This window comes from Cyclobacterium sp. SOCE241 (assembly GCF_056867545.1).
Genome location: NZ_CP149779.1, coordinates 2,906,641 through 2,930,094, shown reverse-complemented (window position 1 = coordinate 2,930,094; position 23,454 = coordinate 2,906,641). Strand labels below are relative to the sequence as shown.

The 23,454-nt window shown below is 37.0% G+C and carries 25 protein-coding genes and 1 pseudogene; 4 read left to right on the top strand and 22 right to left on the bottom strand.

Going from position 1 to position 23,454, the window contains the following annotated elements; translation table 11 throughout:
• Window positions 1-27: 27 nt before the first annotated feature.
• The 15 genes from WG932_RS14630 to WG932_RS14560 all read right to left on the bottom strand — a co-directional run bounded on the left by WG932_RS14630 (window position 28) and on the right by WG932_RS14560 (window position 7,767).
• Entirely contained in the window at window positions 28-699 is a 672-nt protein-coding gene (locus tag WG932_RS14630) for a DUF4097 family beta strand repeat-containing protein (protein WP_483088452.1), read from the bottom strand.
• Between the two features lie 11 nt (window positions 700-710).
• Window positions 711-1,214 (bottom strand): hypothetical protein, encoded by a 504-nt coding sequence (locus WG932_RS14625; protein ID WP_483088451.1) that lies wholly within the window; start codon window positions 1,212-1,214, stop codon window positions 711-713.
• Window positions 1,215-1,264: 50 nt separating this feature from the next.
• Window positions 1,265-1,744 (bottom strand): hypothetical protein, encoded by a 480-nt coding sequence (locus tag WG932_RS14620; protein WP_483088450.1) that lies wholly within the window; start codon window positions 1,742-1,744, stop codon window positions 1,265-1,267.
• Window positions 1,745-1,760: 16 nt separating this feature from the next.
• The gene (locus WG932_RS14615; RefSeq protein ID WP_483088449.1) at window positions 1,761-2,060 is read right to left on the bottom strand and encodes a hypothetical protein; all 300 of its coding nucleotides are present in this window, start codon (window positions 2,058-2,060) and stop codon (window positions 1,761-1,763) included.
• Between the two features lie 17 nt (window positions 2,061-2,077).
• Entirely contained in the window at window positions 2,078-2,503 is a 426-nt protein-coding gene (locus WG932_RS14610) for a hypothetical protein (protein ID WP_483088448.1), read from the bottom strand.
• A complete protein-coding gene (locus tag WG932_RS14605) occupies window positions 2,493-2,819 on the bottom strand; it encodes an RNA polymerase sigma factor (protein WP_483088447.1) in 327 nt (108 codons plus the stop codon). Before WG932_RS14605 ends, WG932_RS14610 begins: the two co-directional genes overlap by 11 nt.
• Window positions 2,813-3,064 carry an RNA polymerase sigma factor gene (locus WG932_RS14600; protein WP_483088446.1) on the bottom strand — a complete coding sequence of 84 codons (252 nt, stop codon included), beginning with the start codon at window positions 3,062-3,064 and terminating at the stop codon, window positions 2,813-2,815. The genes WG932_RS14605 and WG932_RS14600 overlap by 7 nt, the downstream gene beginning before the upstream one ends.
• Before the next feature lie 120 nt (window positions 3,065-3,184).
• Window positions 3,185-3,580 (bottom strand): carboxypeptidase-like regulatory domain-containing protein, encoded by a 396-nt coding sequence (locus tag WG932_RS14595; RefSeq protein ID WP_242067778.1) that lies wholly within the window; start codon window positions 3,578-3,580, stop codon window positions 3,185-3,187.
• Between the two features lie 125 nt (window positions 3,581-3,705).
• Window positions 3,706-4,482, bottom strand: coding sequence for an MBL fold metallo-hydrolase RNA specificity domain-containing protein (locus WG932_RS14590; RefSeq protein ID WP_483088445.1), 777 nt, complete (start codon window positions 4,480-4,482; stop codon window positions 3,706-3,708).
• A gap of 56 nt (window positions 4,483-4,538) precedes the next feature.
• Complete coding sequence (locus WG932_RS14585; RefSeq protein ID WP_483088444.1) at window positions 4,539-5,078, bottom strand: MBL fold metallo-hydrolase; 540 nt, start codon at window positions 5,076-5,078, stop codon at window positions 4,539-4,541.
• 406 nt (window positions 5,079-5,484) lie between these two features.
• A complete protein-coding gene (locus WG932_RS14580) occupies window positions 5,485-5,877 on the bottom strand; it encodes a hypothetical protein (protein ID WP_483088443.1) in 393 nt (130 codons plus the stop codon).
• Window positions 5,878-6,022: 145 nt separating this feature from the next.
• The gene (locus tag WG932_RS14575; RefSeq protein ID WP_483088442.1) at window positions 6,023-6,583 is read right to left on the bottom strand and encodes a hypothetical protein; all 561 of its coding nucleotides are present in this window, start codon (window positions 6,581-6,583) and stop codon (window positions 6,023-6,025) included.
• 5 nt (window positions 6,584-6,588) lie between these two features.
• Window positions 6,589-7,146: a PspC domain-containing protein gene (locus WG932_RS14570; protein ID WP_483088441.1), complete on the bottom strand. Its 558-nt coding sequence runs from the start codon at window positions 7,144-7,146 to the stop codon at window positions 6,589-6,591.
• Window positions 7,134-7,379, bottom strand: a complete 246-nt coding sequence (locus WG932_RS14565) for a hypothetical protein (RefSeq protein WP_483088440.1) — start codon at window positions 7,377-7,379, stop codon at window positions 7,134-7,136. The genes WG932_RS14570 and WG932_RS14565 overlap by 13 nt, the downstream gene beginning before the upstream one ends.
• Window positions 7,363-7,767, bottom strand: coding sequence for a PadR family transcriptional regulator (locus tag WG932_RS14560; protein ID WP_483088439.1), 405 nt, complete (start codon window positions 7,765-7,767; stop codon window positions 7,363-7,365). Before WG932_RS14560 ends, WG932_RS14565 begins: the two co-directional genes overlap by 17 nt.
• A 386-nt stretch (window positions 7,768-8,153) precedes the next feature.
• Between WG932_RS14560 and WG932_RS14555 the strand changes: the two are divergent.
• From WG932_RS14555 to WG932_RS14545, 3 genes and pseudogenes are all read left to right on the top strand, one after another.
• Window positions 8,154-9,259, top strand: a pseudogene (locus WG932_RS14555) (putative type IX sorting system protein PorV2).
• 45 nt (window positions 9,260-9,304) lie between these two features.
• The gene (porU2, locus tag WG932_RS14550; RefSeq protein ID WP_483088651.1) at window positions 9,305-13,123 is read left to right on the top strand and encodes a putative type IX secretion system sortase PorU2; all 3,819 of its coding nucleotides are present in this window, start codon (window positions 9,305-9,307) and stop codon (window positions 13,121-13,123) included.
• The gene (locus WG932_RS14545; protein WP_483088438.1) at window positions 13,089-14,294 is read left to right on the top strand and encodes a hypothetical protein; all 1,206 of its coding nucleotides are present in this window, start codon (window positions 13,089-13,091) and stop codon (window positions 14,292-14,294) included. The genes porU2 and WG932_RS14545 overlap by 35 nt, the downstream gene beginning before the upstream one ends.
• Here WG932_RS14545 and WG932_RS14540 read toward each other — a convergent pair.
• Window positions 14,283-15,788, bottom strand: coding sequence for a hypothetical protein (locus tag WG932_RS14540; protein WP_041934550.1), 1,506 nt, complete (start codon window positions 15,786-15,788; stop codon window positions 14,283-14,285). The genes WG932_RS14545 and WG932_RS14540 overlap by 12 nt on opposite strands.
• Before the next feature lie 601 nt (window positions 15,789-16,389).
• On the opposite strand from WG932_RS14540, the gene WG932_RS14535 reads away from it, so the two are divergent.
• Entirely contained in the window at window positions 16,390-17,151 is a 762-nt protein-coding gene (locus WG932_RS14535) for a sugar phosphate isomerase/epimerase family protein (protein ID WP_483088650.1), read from the top strand.
• A gap of 288 nt (window positions 17,152-17,439) precedes the next feature.
• Here WG932_RS14535 and WG932_RS14530 read toward each other — a convergent pair whose 3' ends face one another.
• From WG932_RS14530 to WG932_RS14505, 6 genes are all read right to left on the bottom strand, one after another.
• Window positions 17,440-18,843: a DUF6600 domain-containing protein gene (locus WG932_RS14530; protein ID WP_149393913.1), complete on the bottom strand. Its 1,404-nt coding sequence runs from the start codon at window positions 18,841-18,843 to the stop codon at window positions 17,440-17,442.
• A gap of 154 nt (window positions 18,844-18,997) precedes the next feature.
• Window positions 18,998-19,174 (bottom strand): Lacal_2735 family protein, encoded by a 177-nt coding sequence (locus WG932_RS14525; protein WP_014018811.1) that lies wholly within the window; start codon window positions 19,172-19,174, stop codon window positions 18,998-19,000.
• A gap of 28 nt (window positions 19,175-19,202) precedes the next feature.
• A complete protein-coding gene (locus WG932_RS14520) occupies window positions 19,203-20,342 on the bottom strand; it encodes a toxin-antitoxin system YwqK family antitoxin (protein WP_483088437.1) in 1,140 nt (379 codons plus the stop codon).
• The gene (locus WG932_RS14515; protein WP_483088436.1) at window positions 20,282-20,800 is read right to left on the bottom strand and encodes a toxin-antitoxin system YwqK family antitoxin; all 519 of its coding nucleotides are present in this window, start codon (window positions 20,798-20,800) and stop codon (window positions 20,282-20,284) included. Before WG932_RS14515 ends, WG932_RS14520 begins: the two co-directional genes overlap by 61 nt.
• Window positions 20,801-21,048: 248 nt before the next feature.
• The gene (locus tag WG932_RS14510) at window positions 21,049-21,558 is read right to left on the bottom strand and encodes a hypothetical protein (RefSeq protein ID WP_483088435.1); all 510 of its coding nucleotides are present in this window, start codon (window positions 21,556-21,558) and stop codon (window positions 21,049-21,051) included.
• Window positions 21,552-22,550, bottom strand: a complete 999-nt coding sequence (locus WG932_RS14505; protein WP_014018808.1) for a 3-oxoacyl-ACP synthase III family protein — start codon at window positions 22,548-22,550, stop codon at window positions 21,552-21,554. Before WG932_RS14505 ends, WG932_RS14510 begins: the two co-directional genes overlap by 7 nt.
• Window positions 22,551-23,454 lie beyond the last annotated feature (904 nt).

Below are 23,454 nucleotides of genomic sequence, written 5' to 3'. Positions count from 1 at the left end.
CATTATCTGCCCTGATATTTCCGGAGCTTACCTCCAGACTCCTAATTCCCCCACTTGATTTAATTTTATATTTCCTGATGTGAGTTTTGCATTTAATAAGCCTGATAAGGAATTGATTTTTAGTTGTCCACTTGTAGCCTTAAAATTCATGTTTCCGATTACATCTTCAATTGTAGCGTTCCCTGAAGTAACTTTGCAGTCTAGATTACCTGTTAAGCCTGCCAGTTGAATATTTCCTGATGATGCTTGTAAAGTTAAGTTCCCTTTGATGTCATAGGCCTTGATCTGTCCTGAGCTTGCCTCAATCTGATGGGAGTTTGCATTTATTCCGGAGATGTAAATTGCCCCGGAACTTGATTTTATTAGCAATTGAATATTCGATGGGCCCGTTAATCTAAGGTATCTTATGTTTTTAGGATTTGAATTGGTTCTACCATTAACAGCAATTTTTAAGGTGTTACCTAATGTAACCATGACAAGGTCATTGTCGGCATTTTCTTCATTTCCTAAAAATGCTTCTAAAGCTACTTCGGTTAAATTACTTTGTCCCTCATATTGGATTTCTACTGCTCCGGATTTAATTTCAAGGATTTCGATACCGGAAAATGATTTGTTGATGCCTTGTTGCCCTTTGGAGGATGATAGTCCTGCAAAAATCAGGACCATAAGGAGTAGCGCGTGTTTTAAATTGTATTTCATAGTTAATTGGGTTATATATTGTTAGAAAACCAATCCGAAAGAAAATGGGCTAAGGCTTGGACTAAGGGGTTTCTGGAAAAATGGGTTGAAATCATAAGTGCTATAAAAAGTAACACTTCTGAAACCAATTTCACCTCTAATACCATACCTGAAATTACTGAGGTAGCCCCCTGCAGAAGTTTTGTCTTTTTTCTTCCTGATCCGCCGATCTCTCTATACACAAACTTGCTTCGGCCACCCAACCTGTATCCAGCATAAGGACCGATAGCAGCTCTTAAGCCGTTTTTCCCACTGTCATTTAGCTTACCAAAGTCTAGCTTATACATGGTTAAAACATTTAAATAGGAGGCAGAAACTTTGCTTTTAAAACCATTCACATCTGTTCTGTTTACAAAAGAAACTCCGTTTTCAGTTCCTAAAATTTGATAGTTGGCATTGTCCAATTTGAAATTGTACCAACTTATACCAAGCCCAAAATCCCAATACTTTCCCTTGGCGAGTTTTTGGCTGGCCATCCAGTTCCAACCTATGTTCCAACTTCCCCAACCTTTTGGGCTATGGGGCTTTATAGCTCCCGGGATATTTCCATTTTCAAAAAAGTGTTGATACCCAAGTCCATATTTATATAAGTCCTAAAATCAGGGTCTTTTTCTTTCTTGGGTCCGGTGATAAGTCGAACCTTGGTTTTTGAGCCTTTTTCATCAACAATTACTTTATATCTTCCTACGGTAACTTCTGTTTCCTCCTTGTCTTCATAGATGGTGACAATTTCTTTGTTTCCTTCTTTATGCTTGATTTCTACAACTGTGAGTTCACCATCTTTAGTTGTTTCAGGGAGGTCGAGCTCTTTGATGATTTGGTTGATGTCCATATTTCTCAATCTTTCAAAATCGTCCGGATTATCAATAACAAAAACCATCTTTCCTGAGTGGCCAAACTCGACAATGATGCTATCATTTAAGGGTTTTTCATTCGGGATTTCCGGATTTCCAAAAACCATTTGGGCAAGTGCCATAAGTAAAATGACAATAATGTACCTTTTCATATCATTAAATATCTAGTTAGTTTTTCTTTTTATCTCGCTTTGTGGTCAGTGAGGCAAAGAGGTTATTTTTTGCATCCCGAAGACCTCCAAAGCCTTCGTCCACTTTCGTGAAAAAGCCACCGATTTTATTTTCAAGCTCATCTACAAATTGCTCTTTTTCAGGTTGTATGGCAAATCCATTGGATATTATCCTCACTTTATAATCCTTATTAGGTTTTTCGGTTGTTTCATCTCCTTTTATAGAGGGGCTTAAAGTTATTGGTTTACTTAAATTCACCATTAATTCATCATTATTAATCGGTTCAATTTGGGCCAATGCTTGAGGTAATTGTTCTATGACTCTTTTTTATCGGACCAATTTACTTGTGGTTGATGCTTGTCCGATTTTTCTTTAGTCAACTCTCTACTTTCTCCAATTAGTTCCTTAGGGGTGTTTTTTGTTGGACTTTTAATTTTTTCTTTTCCGATAAAAGGGCTGGTGGGTGGAATGCTGAAAGGATTTATTTCTAATAGCTGAGTGTCTTGGACAGCCAAGGAAGTATCCTGAACCGCTACATCAAATAATAGATGGAATAGCCCAAATGCAACCAAAACTACAGCTACCCCTGCTACCCACCTCCAAGGAATAAATAGTGTCCCTTTGTTATTATTGTCCAAAGTAGCCGACAGTTTATCCCAAACTTCCGGATCCGGATTTGAGCTATGGTTGCTTAAGGCATTTTTGAACAATTTGTCCAATTCATCTATATTATCTGCCATTGCTTTTTTGTTTAATTGTATAAGGGGCAATTTGCTTTTGCAAAAGTGATCTGGCCCTGCTCAGTTGGGACTTTGAGGTGTTTTCTGCAATGCCTAGCAAATTGCTAATTTCACTGTGGCTATAACCTTCTATGGCATATAAGTTAAAAACGGTTCTATATCCTACAGGCAAGGAGGCCACTAATTTCAACAATTCATCCGCTTCTATTTTACCAAAAACTAAGTTTGGAGAAGTAATATGATCCTGATCATCCCAATCCACTTCCATTAATAATTTCTTATTTTTTCTGAGCGTTTGTAAAGCTTGGGTTACCATGATTTTTTCATCCAACCTTCAAAACTTCCTTCTTGCCTATAAGTGTCTAGTTTTTCAAATATTTTCATAAAACCCTCTACCAATACATCCTGAGCCAAGTCTTGATCTTTGATATACCGCAAACAAATGCTTAGAAATTTACCCGAATAAAGCTCATACAAACCTCTTTGGCTTTTTCTGTCTCCTGCGAGGCAACCCTTGATTAGGCCGAGCACTATTCCAGTATGGTTTTCTTTGATTGGCATTTATTATAAGTCTTCGATAAGGTAGATACCCAAAATATAAAAATGGTTGCATGCCAAAGTTAAAAAAATTAACAAATATTAATATGTGTTTTTAATTTATTGTAATTCAGAGGATTGTGATTAAAATGTAGCTTCGTAATTGATGGTTATTGTTACCTTATTCCATTCACCTTTTTTCACCTCTACAGGGTGAATATAGCTGTCAAGATCAAAGACGCTTGCGAAATAACCATTTTCTTCAACTGTGAAAATGGAATATTTTCCCGGAGGAAGTTCAATAGAAAATTCTCCCTCTTCATTGGTTTCTATGGATGCAACGAGGGGAGTCTCTATGCTTCCGAAAAGGTAATCCCCTAGGCTTGCCTGGTTAATATGGGTCAATTGATGGATATGTATGGTTCGTTTAACGGCCTTTTCAGCTTTGGGAAAAAGGCTTGAAGCTTCTTTTTCCGATGCTTGGGGCATTTGATTTCCTTCAATCCAATATACATTCCCTTGAATTCCTTGATTATTCATTTTTTGAGGTTTGCAAGAGGCAAAAAGTATCAATCCGAGTAAAAATACATAGGTCAATTTAAGCAAGGTATTCATTGATATTTGATTTGGTTTAGTTTTGCATTTGATCCAATGAAATACGCCCTCTATATGCCTGAAAATAATAAGAAAGATTCCATATAATGTGGGCTGATTGTATTCCATTTTAGTTTGTCTTTCAAAATTCCGGCCAATTCCTCTCTGGCCTCAGGTTCTCCATGTATTAGAAAGGTGAATTTTGGTTTTGAAATAAAATTGTCACACCAATCCACAAGCTCAGTCTGGTCGGCATGGGCAGACAAGCCATCTATATAGTAAGGCTTAGCTTTTACCGGAACATCTATCCCGTAAATTCTACAAGTCTCTTCGCCTTCGAGGATCCTTCGTCCCCTTGTTCCTTCAGCTTGATACCCCACAAAGAGGATGCTGTCCTCTTTATTCGGCAGCCTGTTGTAAAGGTGGTGTAATATTCGTCCTCCTGTAGCCATTCCACTTGCCGAAATAATAATGGCATTGTTTTTTATAGTATTTAGGCTGATTGATGATTCCTGATCTCTATAATAATGTAGGTTTTTATGAAAAAACGGGTTGGCATTTGTGTTTTCTAATGAAGGGCCTAAATGATGGCATTCGGGGAAGTCTTTGTATAGACCAGTCACATCAATTGCCATGGGGCTGTCTACATAAATAGGGATTTGAGGGATAAATCCCTTCTGTTGAAGTCGGTGCAAATAAAACAATATCATTTGAGTCCTGCCAACAGCAAAAGAAGGAATTAAGGAAACACCTCCATTGTAATAGGTGTCCCGAATTACCTTTCCTAACTTTCTGTCAATTCCGGTAGCCTCATTGACCCTGTCTCCATAAGTGGTCTCTAAAAACAAAACATCTGCAAAAGGAATTTCTGCCGGCGGGTTTAAAATGGGGTCTTTAGTCCTACCTAGATCTCCGGAAAATACAATGCTTTTTCTTGATTGTCCCCTTTGATCTGTAATTTTAATATCGCAGCACCGAGAATGTGCCCAGCGTTGTATGCTGTGATACTTAGCTGATCATTAATTTTAAATGCTTGGTCAAAGGATATGGGTTTGAGTTGAGGGAATACGTTTTCTGCATCCTCCCGTGAAAACAAAGGTTGTGGGTTAGAATGTTTCGAATAACCTTTCTTTCTGGCAAACTTTGCCTCCTCTTCTTGCAGTTTTCCAGCATCCAATAATAAAATTTTCACTAATTCTAAAGAAGCTTCAGTCAAATAGATGGGGCCTTGAAATCCTTCTTTTACTAACTTAGGCAAATATCCTGAATGGTCTATATGGGCATGAGTCAGTAAAACAATGTCAATTGATTCAGGTTCAATAGGAAATGGATCCCAGTTTCTTAGTCGGTTTTCTTTAAGGCCTTGAAATAGGCCACAATCAACAAGAACCCTGAGGGATCCGATTTCTAAAAAACCGAGAACCGGTAACTGTTCCTGCAGCACCTAAAAATTTAACTTTTACATCCATAGTGGTAATATTTGGGAGTAATTGAAATTGTTTAACCTTGTAAAATTCAGTTGAACTTATATTCAGTTAAAGTATTGCTTTACATACTATAAACCTAAAATTTATATGGGATTTTTTTTCAATTTTAGCCATGGAATGACCGTTTTCGCAGATTGGATGCCATTGTTTGGAGCATCTAATAGGGGAGAGCTTGAGGATAGGTTATGTATACCCGATCCTTCCCTAGAAAGCTGATTGGGATGAATCTGATGGAAGGTGTCATTTATTTCTATTAGGAAGTATTGAGGTGGTAAAAAAAATACCCCCGCCTATTTTAATTATTGAATAAGCAGAGGTATTTCCATAAACAGTTGAATAAGTAATTACTAGCTTATCCTTTTATTATTTCATGATATAACTTTCACTGAACAATGATCTGGAAAGGCTGTCGGTCGAAGATTGTTTATGGTCATCGATGCAATTCAAGCAAAGCAAACCATTTTCATTGTACACCCAATAGTTTTGACTGTTGATATCCCTGTTTTTATAGCCGTCTTTTCCCAAAGTGTTTCTTAAGATGGAAAGTAATTTCCGGTCCATTACAAAAGCTTTATTATAGGGGATAAATAAAGTCTGCTCTAAGTGTTGCATCCTAAACTTTGCAGTGTCGGGAAAGGTCAAGGATTTGTCAAAAATCAAGAGGCTGTCAGTAAGTTGTAATTCATAAGCTACCTCCGAAGCATTTTCTATGGCATCACTTCTATTTGATCCTTTGGAAATAAAATTTTGCTTCACAATCAAGTCATCTTTTTCATGCCCTTTCAGTTGTAGCTTTACAAACCCTAGTTCACCTTCATCTATGCCATTATTATCAGCGCTTATTATAAGTGTGCTTTCAGGAACCTCAAGTTTTTGGTCAACCGTGAAACTTCCTTCACTTTTAAATTGACCAATTTTTGGGTGCCTGGAAGGCGCCTAAAAGAATGCACATGATCCAGATGCCGAAGATAACAAGGCCAAACCTTCCATCTATCAGGTTCCTTTTGATCAATACACTGATACCCAAGAGAACCAATACTATACTTGGTATAAAAACGATCACAGATAGAGCAATTGCCAACCACACGGGTAACAGCTCAGCAATGGTATTGATAGGAAAACCATCCCACATATATGCCCAATCATTGTTAATGATCAATTCACTGTAAAGCCCTAAGAATGCGAGAGGGATAATAAGGATTACCAGTCCTAAAGTGAAAATAAGGAGTCCGAAAAACACCCTGATTACTGCCAATAAAAATGCACCGAATGGGCCAAGTGCTTTCCCTATAGCATTAATTGCTTTTCCCAAGAACCTAAAAGGAGCGAGCACTATTCTTTTTGAAGTAGATTCTACCTTGGAGCTCTCTGTAGTTAGATTTTGTTGAATAGTGGTCTCAATATTGCTTAAAGTAATTGCTCCCCCTTTCATCTCAATCCTTTCCGTAATGGATTTGGCCATAGGGGTTATGATCCATAAGATAAAGTACAATACAAACCCTGAACCTCCGGCAAAAGTAAGGCCGAAAAAGCCAAGCGTACCCAAATGACATCTATGTCAAAATAAGCCGACAAGCCACTGCCTACACCACCCAATACCCGGTCATCAGGATTTCTGTAAAGTTTCTTGATATTTTTATCTTCCGGTTTGTCATAGGAGACCGGTAAAATAATCCATAGTAAGGCATAGGCAATTACCGTCCACCAGCCGATGGCAGTATTTAAATGAAAGCCTTCAGAAAGGAAAGGTAAGCTCAGCGCATTTAAATTTAAGCCACCGCTAAACAGCATTAAAATGGTAATAAGCCTGGTCCAAAGCGGGTCAATGGAGAAATAGTTTGCAAATCCGGCACACACCCCTCCGAGTATTTTTCCGTGAACAAGGCGGGTTAGTTTTTTGTATCCTTTACCTGAGTTTTGATTTGGAGGAGTTACATATTTATAAAAATCATTGTTTGCATCCTCTGCAGGTTTTTCTTCATCCAAGTCTTGTTCCACAGCTTTAAAATCTGCTATGGTACCCATTTTTGGATTAGGTTAGAAACATTGTCCGCCGTAATAACCTGTTTGTTGTTTTTCAAGTTACTAAGAAAAATTTCAGCGATCCTATTCTCAATGTCGGTAATAATTTCTTGATTATCTTCGTAATGAGAGAAATGCTGATTGATGGCATCCAGATAATTTTTTAATGCGGTATATCCATCCTCCTCAATATGGAAGAGAATGCCACTGATATTTATGCTAATTGTCTTTTTCATGATTTAAATGACTAAGGTCAAGAAAATATATATTAATAACTTGATCGTTCCTATTCGTTTTTGCTTTCGCTATTATTTGATTGACGGATGTATCCAGGTTCTCCCATGTTTGCTGTAGGTCGTTTAAGAAATCCAGCCCTTGAGGAGTTATAGAATAATATTTTCTTGGTGGACCTGCTTCCGATTCCACCCATTTGTAAGAAGCCAGTTTGGCATTTTTCAGCCTGTTCAAAAGTGGATATAAGGTGCCTTCTACAATGATCATCTCCGCACTTTGCAACTCTTCTATCAGGTCGGTTGCATAGACTTCTCCTCTGGAGATGATATGTAATATGCAGAATTCCAAAATCCCTTTCCGCATTTGGGTTTGGGTGTTTGAAGCTTTCATGTTTTGTTGTTCAAAGAAATATACTAATTCACAAATATTTTTTACGATTGAAAATACCTATTGGAAAAACAATACCAACTTTTTGCCTACTAGTAGGTATTACCTAATTCCATGGTATGCAAAGATCGAAGTAATGCCTAATTTTGTTCTAAAATGCGTTATTTTTTGTTTTAAAAGCAGATTATGGTGGGGCTAATAAAATATTAAATTTTTGCGTTTTTTTATTCCGGAAAGAACCATCATCAAGCTACTTTTTTTGATGTCACCGTACAGTTTATTGTTCACATGTGAACAATTCCGAACAAAGCATTCAATATTTTTTTAATTTCAGAATATTTACAATGGTATTTTCTTTTTACTTTGCGTTAGAATTATTATTTAAACTCATGTTTAGTAGGGTAAATTTTTATGTGTTGGTGGGGATTTTGCTATCGGGAGCCGTCAGAGCTCAAGGGATAGCCCCTAAATATTCCAACGAGTTTATGAACATTGGTATTGGAGCTAGAGCATTAGGAATGGCAGGTGCTCAAGTGTCAGCAGTCAATGATGTTACCGCCGCGTATTGGAACCCTGCAGGTTTGTTAGGAATTAAGCATGAGCATGAATTCTCTCTAATGCATGCCGAGTATTTTGCAGGAATTGCAAAATTTGATTATGCAGGTTATTCTACCAACATACAGGAAGACAATCAAATAGCCGTTTCTCTTATTCGATTTGGAGTAGATGATATCCCTGATACCCGATTCTTATACGATGCCAATGGGGCTTTGAATTATGACAATATTCAGTTTTTTAATGCAGCGGATTATGCATTGCTATTGTCTTTTGCCCGAGATGTAAGTGATTATTTAAAAATAGGAGTAAATGCAAAGGTTATTCACAGAAATGTAGGTAAGTTTGCTAAAGCATGGGGTTTTGGATTGGATTTTGGCGCTATCTATATGGAAAATGGTTGGCGAATAGGCTTAATGGCAAGGGATATTACCACCACTTTCAATGCTTGGTCTCACAATGCTGATTTGGTTAGGGACATTTATGCCCAAACCCAAAATCAAATTCCAATTAATAGTATCGAGCTAACCCTCCCAAGGGCTACCCTGAGTTTTTCTAGAAATTTCGAGCTTACAGAAGAGATTGATTTTTTGACGGTTTTGGATTTAGACCTAACCTTTGACGGAGAAAGAAACGCATTGTATGGAAGTGATCTGTTTAATGTTTCCCCCAAAATTGGTATGGAGTTGGGATATCGACAGAGTGCATTTTTAGGATTGGGGCGGGAAATATGCAAACATTGAAAGATTTTGATGGTTCAAAGTACACCTCTTTTCAGCCCGGATTTGGCTTGGGATTTAAAGTCAGTGAGGCCGTCTTAGTGGATTATGCACTTACTGATATCGGTAGTATTTCTGAAACACCTTATTCACATGTGTTCAGTGTTAAAGTTTCTCTTAACCCATTAAAGTCTGGTTTTAGATTATATGATGGATTATAAAATATATTATTTTAAAGCCTTGCGTTTAGCCTTCCTTTTTGGGGCATACTGCTGCACTTTTTTGTTTGTGGGCAGTCAAATGATTGGATAAATTATGACAGAGATTATTATAAAATACCAACAAATTCCGATGGCGTTTATCGGATAAGCTATACCACACTCTCTGCTTCAGGCTTGGCGGTTGATGATTTGGATCCACGTGAAATCAAAGTTTACCACCGGGGAGAAGAGGTGTCTGTGTACATTAGTGGGCAAGAAGATGGCTCATTTGATCAAAATGATTACCTGGAATTTATTGGGAAAAGGAATGATGGAACATTGGACAAATTATTGTATGAAGATGAATCTTGGATGACCAATCCTCATTACAATACGCACAATGATACCACAGCTTTCTTTTTTACAGTGGATAGCGGTAGTTTTGGTAAAAGAATTTCAGCCCCCACTGCAGGAGAAGGTCAGGAAGAGATTGAGACTTATACGTTAGAATCCCTTCAGCATTTTGCTGAACAATATGCCTTAGGAAGGGAATATTTCCCAGCGGTGCATTTATCCTTATATGACCAAGGTCAAGGCTGGACTTCTGCCACTATTTCTAGGGGAAGAAGTAGGACATTAACCTTTGAAGGTTTAGGAGAGGTAGTGGAGGGAAATGGTAGCCCCGGACTGGAGCTTAGCATAGCCGGGAGGTCAGAAACTTCACATAAAATGTCGGTCGAGATAGGACCTACCGTCAATAACTTAAGAGAACTGGGGCAATATACTTTTGAAGAATTTGAGATCTTTATACTATCAGAACAAATTGAACTGTCTGACTTTTCAGCCGGAGGAGAATGTTATATCCGAGTAACTTCCATGGGGGTTGACAACAACCTTGACAATATATCTATAAATTATGCACAGTTAAATTATAGTAGCAAAGGTGTTTCAGGTGATTTTGAGGCGCAAACTTTTACTTTTAATGATGAGGATAAAACTTTAGTTATAAATGATGTCAATGAGGATTACATAGCTTATAATATAACAGATATTACTAACCCGGTAAGACTGGATGTAAAAAAATCCGGTACTGATCTTTACCTTCCCACCGGGACAGCAGGTCGTGTAATGATTCAAAATCAAACAAATATTGTTGAATTAAATGTTTTAGAGAAGGTTAGGTTTAGGGATTTACTCAATCAACCGGCAAATTTTATCATTATATCCCACGAATTATTGAGGGAGCCTGCTGACAACTACGGCGACCCCGTAGGAGCATATGCTGCTTATAGAGCCACACCACTAGGAGGAGGATATGATACCTTAACAGTAAATGTTCAGGATTTATACAATCAATTCTCTTTCGGGGAAAAATCCCCTTTGAGTATCAGAAGGTTTCTATCCCTTTATCAAGAGCATTATGTTCCTGAAAATGTCCTTTTGGTAGGTAGGGCTTACGGTATTTTCAATACAAAAAGATCTTCAGGGGTAACCTATTTTTATAGAAATAACCCAGCGGTTTTTAGTTTTCAAGAGTTGGTTCCCACTTTTGGGTATCCATATTCAGACAACCGATTTGTAATTGGGTTAGATCCATCAAAGCCCTTAGAAAGAAATATAAGCGTTGGCCGAATTCCTGCCAGAACACCTAATGATGTTGCAGCTTATTTAGATAAAATTAAGGAAAAAGATGCCTTGGGAGTGTCAGAAACCTGGCAGAAAAATTTGATACACCTGAGTGGAGGGAGATCGGCTTTTGAGTTAGAGAGGTTTTATAATTTTCTAAATGGGTTTAAGGTGATCGCTGAGGACGTATATCTTGGAGGGAATGTGGAGACAGTAAGAAAAAGATCAAATGAAACGACTGAATTAATAAATATTTCAGATCAAGTGAATGAAGGCTTGAGTTTGGTAACCTTTTTTGGTCATGCAGCGCCTTCCACTACTGACATAGATATTGGTTTTGCCAGTGTCAATGAGATGGGATATAGAAATAAGGGCAAATATCCCGTTTTACTTTTAAATGGCTGCGACGCAGGAAATGCTTTTGGTGATGCTTATACTTTTGGTGAGGATTGGATCATAACACCTGATCGAGGAGCTTCAAATTTTTTGGCCCATGCAGATGTGGGTATAGATGTGTATTTAAGGAGATTTAGCGAATCCTTTTATGCCACAGCCTTTTCAGATTCCAGTATGATTTACCAAAATCTAGGAAGAGTTAAACTTCAAGCGGAAAAGTTGTTTTTTTCCAGGTATGGAGATTCTGAAGTAAATCAATCTCATGCCAATCAAATCATTATGCTAGGGGATCCGGCAGTTAGAATTTTCCCGGCCAATAAAGCAGATTATGCGCTATATGCAGATAATATTGAGTTGGGAGGGATTAATGGCCAAGTTTTAAATTCGCTTTCCGACACGTTGGAGTTAACCATACCTATTAGGAATTTAGGGATTGTAGACCTTGATGAAGTTGACGTGGATGTCAGCCGACAACTACCGGATGGGACTGTAATTTCATTACCTACAAGCACAATACCTCCTGTATTCAGGTTAGATACTTTGATACTTTCTATACCTAACTCGGGTATAAATTCTTTTGGAGACAACTTGTTTACCATTACTGTAAATAAAGGCAAAGAGATAGAAGAAATGACCTATGCTAACAATACAGTATCGGTTTCATTCTTTGTGCCTTTAAGCGGGACCCTAAATTTATTTCCTCTAGATTTTGGGATTGTTAATGAAAGAGAAGTGGAGTTAATTGCACAGATTCCAGGATTGGCCACAGAGCAAAGAAACCTAACCATCCAACTTGATACTGCTTCAGATTTTTCAAGTCCCAGAAGGAAAGAAGTAAGAATAACAACGAGTAATTTGGCTAGGTGGAAAGTGGATTTATTTGAAGATATTCCTCAAGTAGATTCCTTGACCTTTTATTGGAGGACTAAATTTTCTTCCCCAAGGGAAGGGGAAGATGTAAGTTGGAAAGGGAGCAGCTTTTCCTATATAGAAAATGGACCGGAGGGCTGGACCCAAAGGAAAATGCCTCAATTTTTAGAGAATCAGCTTTCCAATATCAGTATTTCAGCTTCTGATCAACATTGGCAATTTCAGGAGACTGCCTTAAATATCGATGTATTTACTTTTGGTTCAGAAAATGAAGATTATAGCGTGGAAAACACACAGATAATGTTGAATGGTGTAGCATATATCTTAGATACTTTCAATCGATTTTGCAGCAATGGAACCCTTGGTTTAATGGCATTTGACCATCAAACCCTGGAGCCATACTTGCCGGTCCCCTTGGTTACGATTGATGTATTGGACTCTAGGTCATGTGGCAGAGTTCCTCAGGTTATACAGAGTATATCTAATGCCAACATAACCGGAGAAGGAAATACCATGTTATTGGACTTTGTAGATGGCATGAAAGAAGATGATTATGTAATTATTTTTTCGGTCGGGCGGGTGACATTTTCTGATTGGCCGGACGAAGCTTATATCAAACTAAAAGAATTAGGAGCAAATGAGGCCACATTAAGAAACTTAGAGACCGGAGACCCTTATATACTTTTTGGTAAAAAAGGAATGCGTCCGGGCGAAGCCATTGAGTTGGTACCTTCAGTAGATGATGAGATTGAAAGAGATTCCCAAGTTATTTCTTTTGAAACAGATATTCAGGGATATTTTCCAACTGGTAATATACTCTCTCCAAAAGTAGGACCTGCATCAGATTGGATTAGTTTTTTTAATGAAGTGAGAGGTAAAGATTTATTTCAGCCGGAAAATAGTTCCATGGATGTAATAGGGGTGACTCCTGATGGGGGAGGTGTCTTTGTTACAAGATGTGACATTGGAAACAATGGATCTTACCGGTTTTGATGCCGGCAGCTATCCTTACCTTAGATTGCGCTATTCTTTGGAAGATTTGCCTGATCAAGAATTGCCACAATTGGCCAAATGGCAGGTAGATTATACCGGGGTACCTGAGGGAGTGTTGATCTTAAATGATCAACGAAGCGAAGTAATTTTAGATGAAGGGGAAGAGGATCAATTGACTTTTGAATTTATAAATATTTCAAAACATGATTTTCTCGACTCCATTCAGGTAGATTATTCATTTCTGAATGTAGACCAAAGGAAAGTCACAGAGCATACGATTAAAATACCGGCTGTGAAAGGTGGGGAATCAGCAACTTTTACCATTCCTTTTGATTCCAAAGGTAATGGAGGTGATAATTCCTTAAATGTGTTTGTAAATCCAAGAATATTAACGGAACAAGTTTATAGAAATAATGTAATGGATTTGCCTGAATACTTTAAAGTAAATGGTGATAATTTAAACCCGGTCTTAGATGTTAATTTTGATGGTAAATACATTATGAATGGAGATATTGTTTCTCCTACAGTGATTGTTTCTGCAAAGGTGAAGGATGAAAATAAGATTGCTCTCAAGCAAGATACGACGGGGATGGAATTGATGCTAAGAGCACCATGTGAAACTTGTGATTTTGAAAAAATCAGTTTCAGCAATGAAAGGGTAAAGTGGTTTCCTGCCACCGAAAATGCAGATTTTACCATAGAATTTCAGCCGGGACCATTGGATGATGGGGTCTATACTTTGAAAATAAATGCAAGTGATGCGGCAGGGAATATGGCAGGAACCGTTCCTTATGAAGTTAGCTTTGAAGTGGTCAATGAAAGTCAGATTACTAATTTTTATCCCTATCCCAACCCGTTTAGTAGTAGTGTGAGGTTTGTGTTTACGGTTACAGGAGCAGAGATTCCTGACGAAATTAAAATCCAGATCATGACCATTACAGGGAAAGTGGTTAAAGAAATTTTTCAGGATGAATTGGGACCTATATCAATAGGGAACAATATTACAGAATATGCTTGGGATGGTAAAGATGAATTTGGCGACCAACTGGCCAATGGCGTCTATATTTACAGGGTTTTGGTAAGGAAAAATGGACAATTTATGGAGCATAGAAACACCGCCGGAGATAAAGCCTTTAAAAAAGGATATGGTAAAATGTATTTATTGCGATAAAGAATCCAAATAATATATTACCAGTCCATTTTCTTTGTGCACACGTACATAAGGCCTGCTATCCAAACCATCGATTTCCATTAAGTGAAAAAGGACAATAATTCCTGAACCATTTAATAATGCTTCTATACTTCTCTTACGCGCTAACAGGCTTTCCTCCTCACTTAACAGATAGTTTTTTCCTTCAATAAATCGGGTTCTTGGGTCGATTTGGTTGACCTCATTGTATAAAAAGGAAAGCATGATTTTTTCGGGAGCATCAGTATAAATTTGCTGTTGTTTTCCATTTAGTAAATTGTCAATGGTTTGCTTTTTGTCACTGTTATGAAAGCTTTTTGCTGCAAATAAAGAATAAACATCATTTCTCTGCCATGTTAAGTAATGGCCTATTAGAGTATGACCGGTAATAAGAAAGACAAGTGTTACTAGAGCCACTATTTTTCTTTTTTGAATGAGGACTAGCCAAAGTGCCAATGACAACACCAGAAGGTGTGGGAATAAAGTTCTGAAGTTGATTTCTTTGTATCCGATCCACTGTTGAAAGCCAAGGAAAAAAATGCTATATACCAAGCTAACTAAGACTAGTTTATAAATTGGATCATTGTATTTTAGACGGAATTTGACAATATGTTTACTTAACAGAACAAAACCTAAGCAGCCGAGGACAAAGGCTAATGGTAATGGGATATATTGAGTGATGAAGTCAGAAAATATTAACCCTAAGCTTACCTGTGCCCAGGTAGCTAAATTTTCGTAAAAATGCTTAAAAGGATTTGTTGGAGTCATTTCTAACACCACCTGATTGGAGAGGTGAATTTCGAGTATATTTTCCGGGAGTACGACTTGGTACACAGCCCATGAGCAAAGGATGGATCCTATCACGATTAGCCATTGCTTTTCTTTACTAAGCAATATCCAGACAACCAAAAGAGGCACTAAAAATAAGGTGTTCAGTTTAGACCATATCATCACAGCCGAAAGAAAACTCATCAGAATAATATTCCATTTCTCATCTGCCTTTTTCCATACAAATAGATATAACCATAGCAGTAACAAGACATAAAAATGACTGTCTGCATGTGCCCTCCCTAAAATGCGGAAGGACCACCATGAAAGTAAACTGCAGCCCAAAGCATAAAATAAACTTATGTTTTGATTTTTTAATTGCTGGCAGAACTTAAAATTGAAAAGCATTGCAAGTAAAAATACTGCTATTGACGAAACAGTTGCTCGATCAAAAATGGAAAGAAAATTAAATGGTGGTAAGGAAAGGACAAAAGAATAAAAGGGTGACAATACACCAAGATCCTCATAATTCCCGTGAATCATTTTAAAATATCCAACTGTATCAGGTGTGAAATATGGGCCATATTTCCAAAAATCCAATATGGTACCCGTCAGAACAGCTAAAAAAAGTAATGTTAAAACAGTAATGACAGTGAATTTACTGATGGATAAATTTTGACCATATATCTTTCTAAAAGAATTAAACATAAACATCATTTATTTTGAAAGAATACAGAAACTTCAAAAGAGAGAGCAGTGTGTCAGGTTTGATTGACTTGTAAAGTAAAAATCTAATTCCATAGAATGGTTAAAGGTAAAAATATTATTTAGCGATTTGAAGAGCAGATGTATTAAAGAAGTTTATGTCAACATGGTCTAAGCTACCTAACCTTGGGTTGTCTTCCATTAATCGAAGTGAAAATATTTATATTTTAGGTGTATTCTTATTAGGTCAATAAAAAAAATGACCCCTATTATTCCCTTAAATTTGCCATTAATTTTTGTAGTTTTATGGGGTTAGACGGTTTTTAAACCAAAATATGCAATAGATTTTCTTGGGAGAAATCACTACGAAACACATTGCAAATTTCGGATTGTACTGATTATTTGACCGTAATATTAGATACCAATAAATAAGAAGTGAATAAATGGAGGTTAATAGAAGAAATGTTCTCAAAACAATGGGGTTAGGTACTTTGGCTGCTATCCAGCCAATGACTACATTCGCTGCACCCAAAAAGAAAGGTAAATTCACTTATTGTTTAAATACCAGCACCATTAGGGGCAAAACCCTGGATTAGCCAAGTACATTGAAATTGCAGCTGAGGCAGGATATGACGGGATTGAAATCTGGATTCAGGATTTACAAAAGTACCTCGCTGATGGTAACAGCACTTCTGATTTGGCCTCGATGATTAAAGAAAGTGGGTTGAAAGTAGAGAATGCAATTGGTTTTGCTCCTTGGATGGCAACTGATGAAGAAAAAAGTAAGCAAGGATTTAAGCAAATGGAAGAGGAAATGAATTTACTTGCAGCCATAGGCTGTCATAGAGTGGCTGCTCCTGGAATAGGTGCAGAAGCTCCGGTAGATCTTTTTTCTGCCGGCCAGAAATTTAAAGAATTAATTAAATTAGGTAGAAAAACTGGTGTCATGCCTCAATTGGAATTTTGGGGTGCTTTCAAGCCTTTTCATCATTTAGGGCAAATCCTAATGGTGGCGGCAATAGCGAATGATCCGGATGCTCGTTTGTTGCCGGATATTTATCATTTATTCAGAGGTGGTTCGGACTTTGAAGGATTGAAATTGATTGCAGGAAATGCCATAGAGATTTTTCACATGAATGATTTTACAGCAAATATACCTAGGGAAGAACAAGCAGATAAAGATAGGGTTTACCCGGGAGATGGTGTAGGTCCTTTGGTCCAGGTGGTCAAAGATTTGCAAAATATGGGAGGAGATAAAGTATTGTCGCTTGAATTATTTAACCCTGAATATTGGAAACAAGATCCCTTACTAGTAGCTAAAACGGGACTTTCTAAAATGAAGTCCATAGTAAAAGAGGCTTCTTAAATTCAGAATAGGTATTTACCAACAATTAGGTGATGGAATCATTTTAAATCAAGTGTTTTTTTCCGGCTGTTAACCTCAATAATGCGATGACCCATCCTTCAAAAAGCTAGATTTCATGTGATTACACTATCACTACAAATCTTATTGCAGGGTTCAGGTTAAAAAGTAATTTATGGAATAAAAAAAAGTGCAGCTTGAATTTTAAGCTGCACTTTTTTCTGTTTAATATAAGTTGTCGTGACAAATTCATCCCTTAAGTGACTTTATCTTCTTTAAAGTATTTAAGGTTTAATTACCTCTTGTAGACCTACTACTGGACCTTGTAGCTGAAGAAGAACTTCTAGAACTTCTGGAAGAACTACCTACGGTACTTCTGGTCTGGGATCGGCTACTATTGTTGGAGGACCTTACCCTTGAGTTTGTTGATCGCTGCGGTGCTTTTTGAACACGGCTGTTATTTCTTGTAGAAGGAGTAACAGTACGTGAATTTGAGTTATTTCTAGGTGTGTTTCTTATTTCCCTTCTCTGCGTAGGAGCACTTGGCTTTTTTATGCTTGGTTGGTTGATAACACCACTAGATCTACTACTTGAAGATGATGGTGAAGTTCTATTTTGAATCACCTTATTCCTATTGGTAGCAGCATTACCACTACTTCTACTTGCATTGGGGGTTCCAATTGACCTGTTCGTTCTATTAGGAGAAACTGTCCTTTGATTGGTGTTGCCACTACTAGGACTAACAGTACTTCTCGCAGATCTCGAAGCCGGACTGTTGCTGTTTTTTAAAGCTTCAGACCTTACATTATTGCTTCTTGAATTTGTTACAGAAGAAGATCTCCTATTTGAAGGACTTGCCATAGTTGATCTTGCATTACTATATTCTCTTGCACTCACATACTTTTTTGGTCTAACGTTATTTGAACTTCTAGATGAAGATCTTGGAGAAACTTGAGGTTTATATAGATTGATGCTATTATTTCCTACCGAAGCTCTACCGGGCCTTCTACCTTGTTTTACAGTAAAAACAGGTACATTTCTATTGGTAGCTCTTTGCAATTCAGCCCTGCTTGGGCCTGCATTGAATCTTACATTATTGTGAACATAAGTATTGTTGATTATAGTAGTTTGATTATAAATTACATTGACATTTCGCCCATGCATAAAATACCTATGGATTTTTCTACTTAATAATCTACGTCTTGGGACAAAAATCCAATGTGAATATCCATAATGTCTTGCTGTGCGGTAAAAATGCCTTTGTGGACCCAATGGAACCCATCCGTAATAACCTCTACCTGATCTCCAACTAACCCATGCAGGGCCCCATTCGTATCCGGGGATCCAAGCCCAACCATAGAAATCACTAAAAAACCATCTACCGTAATGAAAAGGTGCCCATCCCCAATTGTATTGAGACACCCATGTATTGCCATAAGTGGACATTACCCAGTGGCCATTCGTACTGTATGGTTGAAATGATTGATCTACATAAGGCACCCATATGAATCCGTAATTAGGATCTTCAATCCAGTCTCCATATGGACTTAACTCATCATAAAATACTTGAAATGAAATAGAAATTGGGGTTGCATTGACATTTTGCCTACTACCCACAAGGAATAATAGTAAACCTAAACTAATAATTTTAAGGGATGCTATATACCTTGACCAGTTGCTTTTTGAATTCTTCATGGCACATAATTATTGGTGACAGTAATCTGTATTACAATAAATGTTCCAAGTTTTGTTTCAGGTAAAAAACAGAATCCCTCTCGTGTTTATGAGGCTATGTTAATTTTGAACTTGTAGATTTACAATTAATAAAACAACCTTTTGTATTGCACAACTAAGATTGCTGAATTTTTATTTTGTCAATCTTTTTGGCAATTTCTTCTGCTTCAGCCATTAATTGATCTGAAAGTTTCCGGTCGTGATGAGAAGCTTTGTGCGCTTTTTCAAGAAAAGATTGATATTGTTCCTGAAGTTTTTCTAAGGGTGATTTCTTTTTAAATAGACCAAACATCGCTTTTATTTAAATAATATAAAAATGATCAATTGGTTTTAAGATTACTCAAAATTTTGAAATAAGTCACTTTCTTCAGGGATTTCATCAGGTAATACTTCATCATCATCAAATTGAATAATGTCTTCGAGATTTCCTGAGCGGGTATAATATTTCCACGCTCCTTCTTTTTACCTTCCACCATTTTGCCTTCAGAGGCTAACCTTCCGTTGTCATGATAATATTTCCAAATCCCTTCAGGCTTACCGGATTGATAGTTACCTTCTGATTCTTTGGCCCCATTGATATAATAAGTTATTCGGGTGCCATTTCCATCCTTTAAAGTACCCGGATTTAAAGTTTTACTGCCATTGTAATTATTGTATTGGCTAACATTTAACAATCTGCCAAAATCCCAAGTTTCTTCCTGAGTCAGCTGCTTGTTGTCATAAAAAAGACCCCAAATGCCATCTTCCTGACCAAGTAAGTAACTTCCTACAGACTTCAATTGTCCGCCATCGTAATAATAGAACCATTGTCCATGTTCATTGCCCAATTGGTATTTACCTTCGGCAACAAGGATTCCTATTTTATTAAAGTATTTCCAAAGTCCTGATTTCAAGTCATTTTTATATTCACCTATTGAATATAGATTGCCTTCAGGATAGTAACTTTTCCAAACTCCGGATCGAAAACCATTTTCATACTGTCCTCGTACTGAGGGTTTTCCGTTACTATGATTTTCAATGTATTTACCGGTGGGTACCCCTAGGTCATAAATAACTTGTTTGGATAATGATTTATCTGTGAAGAATTCTTCCCATTTCCCAACGGGGATATCATTTTCGTATCTTTCTATCCTTGCAGTTCTTTTGTTCTCATAGAAATAGGTCCAAGTACCGGTTTTGTGCCCCGATTTATCATAGAATTTTTCCGATTCCACAATATTGGAATTTGGGAAATAACTTGTCCATTTCCCAACCCTTCTACCGGATTTGTATGCTCCCGATTCCTGAATCCGACCATTGGGTGAGAATCTCTTGAATTCACCATCCGGTTGGTTATTGGTGTAATTTGTCTCAACGATCAATTGCCCAAAGGGGTCATATTCTTTATAGGCGCCAACTTTTAATCCATCTTTGTAATTAATTTCAACCGCCTTTTTTCCATTGTCATAGTAAAAAACCATTCACCTGTCTTTTTACCATTGATGTAATTGCCCTCAGTTTTAACTTGTTTGGGATTGGCATAGCCTGACCTACTTTGGTTTCCATAGTATTCTTTGTAAGGCCCTACTAAAACACTATCCTGATAGACTGCGTTTTTGATCAATGCACCTCCTAAATCATACTCTAAAAATGAACCATTTCTTTTATTGTCCTTATATTCTGCTACAATATGTTTTTGCTGGTTAGAAAAATAAATGGTCCATATTCCATCTTTAAGGCCATTCTTAAAATTCCCTTGTTGAATTAGACGGTTGGTTTTGGGGTTGATGAATTTCCATAGGCCATCCATCTTGCTGTTAATCATGACTCCATTACCCATAAGGGTGGAGTCTTGGTTATATAGGTTTACTACTTGGCCTTGTCCAAAAGAAGAAGACACATAAAAAATCATCAAAAGCCAGGTAAATGTATATTTCATGAGTTTTTTATCGATTTAGTAAAGTCATACGAAATGCATACAATCTTGGTTCCAATTTACATTATATAGTTAAAAAATTATATTTAGTTCGCTTAAAGTTTAACAATATTTCTATAAATAACCTATGTCGTCTTAGTTCGAACCTGGAAACTAAATTTTATTTTCAAGATGAAATGCATACAATTCTTCCCATTCTGCTATTAATTTGTAATGGAGAGAGTTATAGTTTTCGAATGAGATCGGTTTAATTATTTGAAATGACAATTCCCCTCAAGGTGGTTTTTCATCAGTTCTAATGTTAAACTATTGTTTGAAATTATTTTTTTTTGGTCGATTATTCCTTGGTAGTCCCAAAGTCCCGTATTACACAAATCAAAAGATTTTACCTTTAACCATTTGAATAGTTTACTTTGGTTTGCCAGCAATGGATGGTTTGTACCGTAAAAGACAAGTAAATAGGCTCCTCGTCCCCACCAATATAGGACCCTTATATTTAATCCGGTGTTGAGGTCAAAGTCCCTAACAATGTCTAGAACCTGATAGGGGCAACTTTGCAGTTCATTGCCTTGGCTTATTTTTATGCCTTTGTGTGGACCATGGATATTCTCAATTTTATCATAAGCAATGCTGTTTCCTACCAGAGAAAATATATGAATAAAATCTCTTTTTGCACGGCTTATCTTTTCAAACAACTCCCGTTCTTGAGTGATTTTTATTAAAGTGGAAATTGAATCAATATCGTCATTTTCGTTTACCATTTGATCAGGGCTGATGCCCACGAAAAGCCACTGCCAAAGGCTGCCAAACAAACCAGATCACCGGAATTAACTTTTCCTTGCTGCATAACTTCGCTAATAGCGATTGGAATAGTGGCGGCAGTAGTATTTCCATAATGCATGATGTTATTAAAGACTTGCGCATCGCTTAATCCCATTTTATCTTGAATATATTGACTAATTCTCAAGTTTGCCTGGTGAGGTATTAGCAAATCAATATCAGTGCTTTGGTAGTTGTTGGCATTTAACGCTTCCTCAATCACCTCTTTAAACCTTAATACCGCATGCTTAAAAACTGTATTTCCATTCATTGATAAGTTGAAGGAGCCACTTTCGATTAACGGGGTAGAAAGTCTAACCTCTCTGCTACTTCCGGGGTCTTTTACGTATAATTCCTCTGCATAATCTCCATCTGCATGCAAGTGTGTGGAAAGGATACCTCTGTTTTCATCCTCCGTAGCACTACAAACTACTGCTCCGGCACCATCAGCAAAGATGACTGCACTGGACCTTCCTTCATCATTTTTACTTAATGCTGAAGACTGTATTTCTGCCCCTACAACAAGAATATTTTTATACATGCCAGTCTTAATAAATTGATCAGCAATGGAGAGGGCATAAATAAAACCTGAGCAAGCATTTCTCACATCCAATGCACCGATACCTTGTAAACCAAGTTCCCTTTGTAGTAATACTCCATTTCCAGGAATAAAATAATCTGGAGTAACAGTGGCAAAGATGATAAAATCAATAGCTTTGGTTTCAATTCCGGCGTTTTGAATGGCCATAATAGAAGCATTTTTTGCCAAGCTTGTAACAGTGTCTACACCAGGTGTAAACCACCTTCTCTCTCGAATACCAGTTCTCTCTACAATCCACTCATCATTGGTATTCATCATTTTAGAAAGGTCATCGTTTGTTACGACTCTTTCCGGCAAGCAATGCCCGGCGCCTGCGATAATCGATTTCAGCATTTTACTATTGATATTAGTTGGACAACAAATATGTTGAATTTAATTGAAAAATCAATTTTAGGTCTTTTGAGGATTTCGGAGGACTCAAAGTTGCACAATTAATAGATGAGTGAAAAAATATTGCCTAGTTGAATTGTAGGCACAGCCATAGGTAGATCCCATGTTTAGGTATCTTCCTGTTTGAAAATTAACTCGTTTAATGAATTTCAGGTACTTAATCTTCAATAATTATTTTCTTTTTCATGACTAAAGTGGTTCCTGTGCCAATCAGTCAAAACTTTAGAAATAACTCCATAAACATGGGTCCATATTAATGTATTTTGAAAACAAGAAAACTTATTATGATATCTAGTTTATTGCGCATTTTTGGATGTATGTAAATCAAAAGAGTAGGTGTAAAAATACCAAATGCGATATGTCATATGTGAATAAGATAAATTTATATATAAATTTATTTATCTATTCAATATATATCTTATATAAATTGAATTAGGAAATTAAGTTGTAGTTGAAATTTTGATGTTATATACTTCTAAAATATTGTTGGGAAACGCATTTAAGTGGTGCGTAATTCTTGTCTTTGTTGTGGTTGTTTTTCAATCATTTCTCGGTGCTTGATCGCAATATTTTGGCATAATTAACGCTTGTTCAGTAGTGGAATATTGTGATTGGTTAATTGGGTTTTCTTTCTGGAATTTCTATTTTGAGTGGAATAAAAACCTTATTAAAGGCTTTATATCCGTATTTGTTAGTGATAAAAGGGACTAAGTGATTTAATCGATACTTCTATTTTTGACAAATACAACCTTGATTTTTCTCCAACTTCCTGATGCTGGTAGTGCTTATAATAAGTGTTTAAGACACACTTGATTTCGCCTGTCTTTCAGGGTTAGGTTTGCTATAA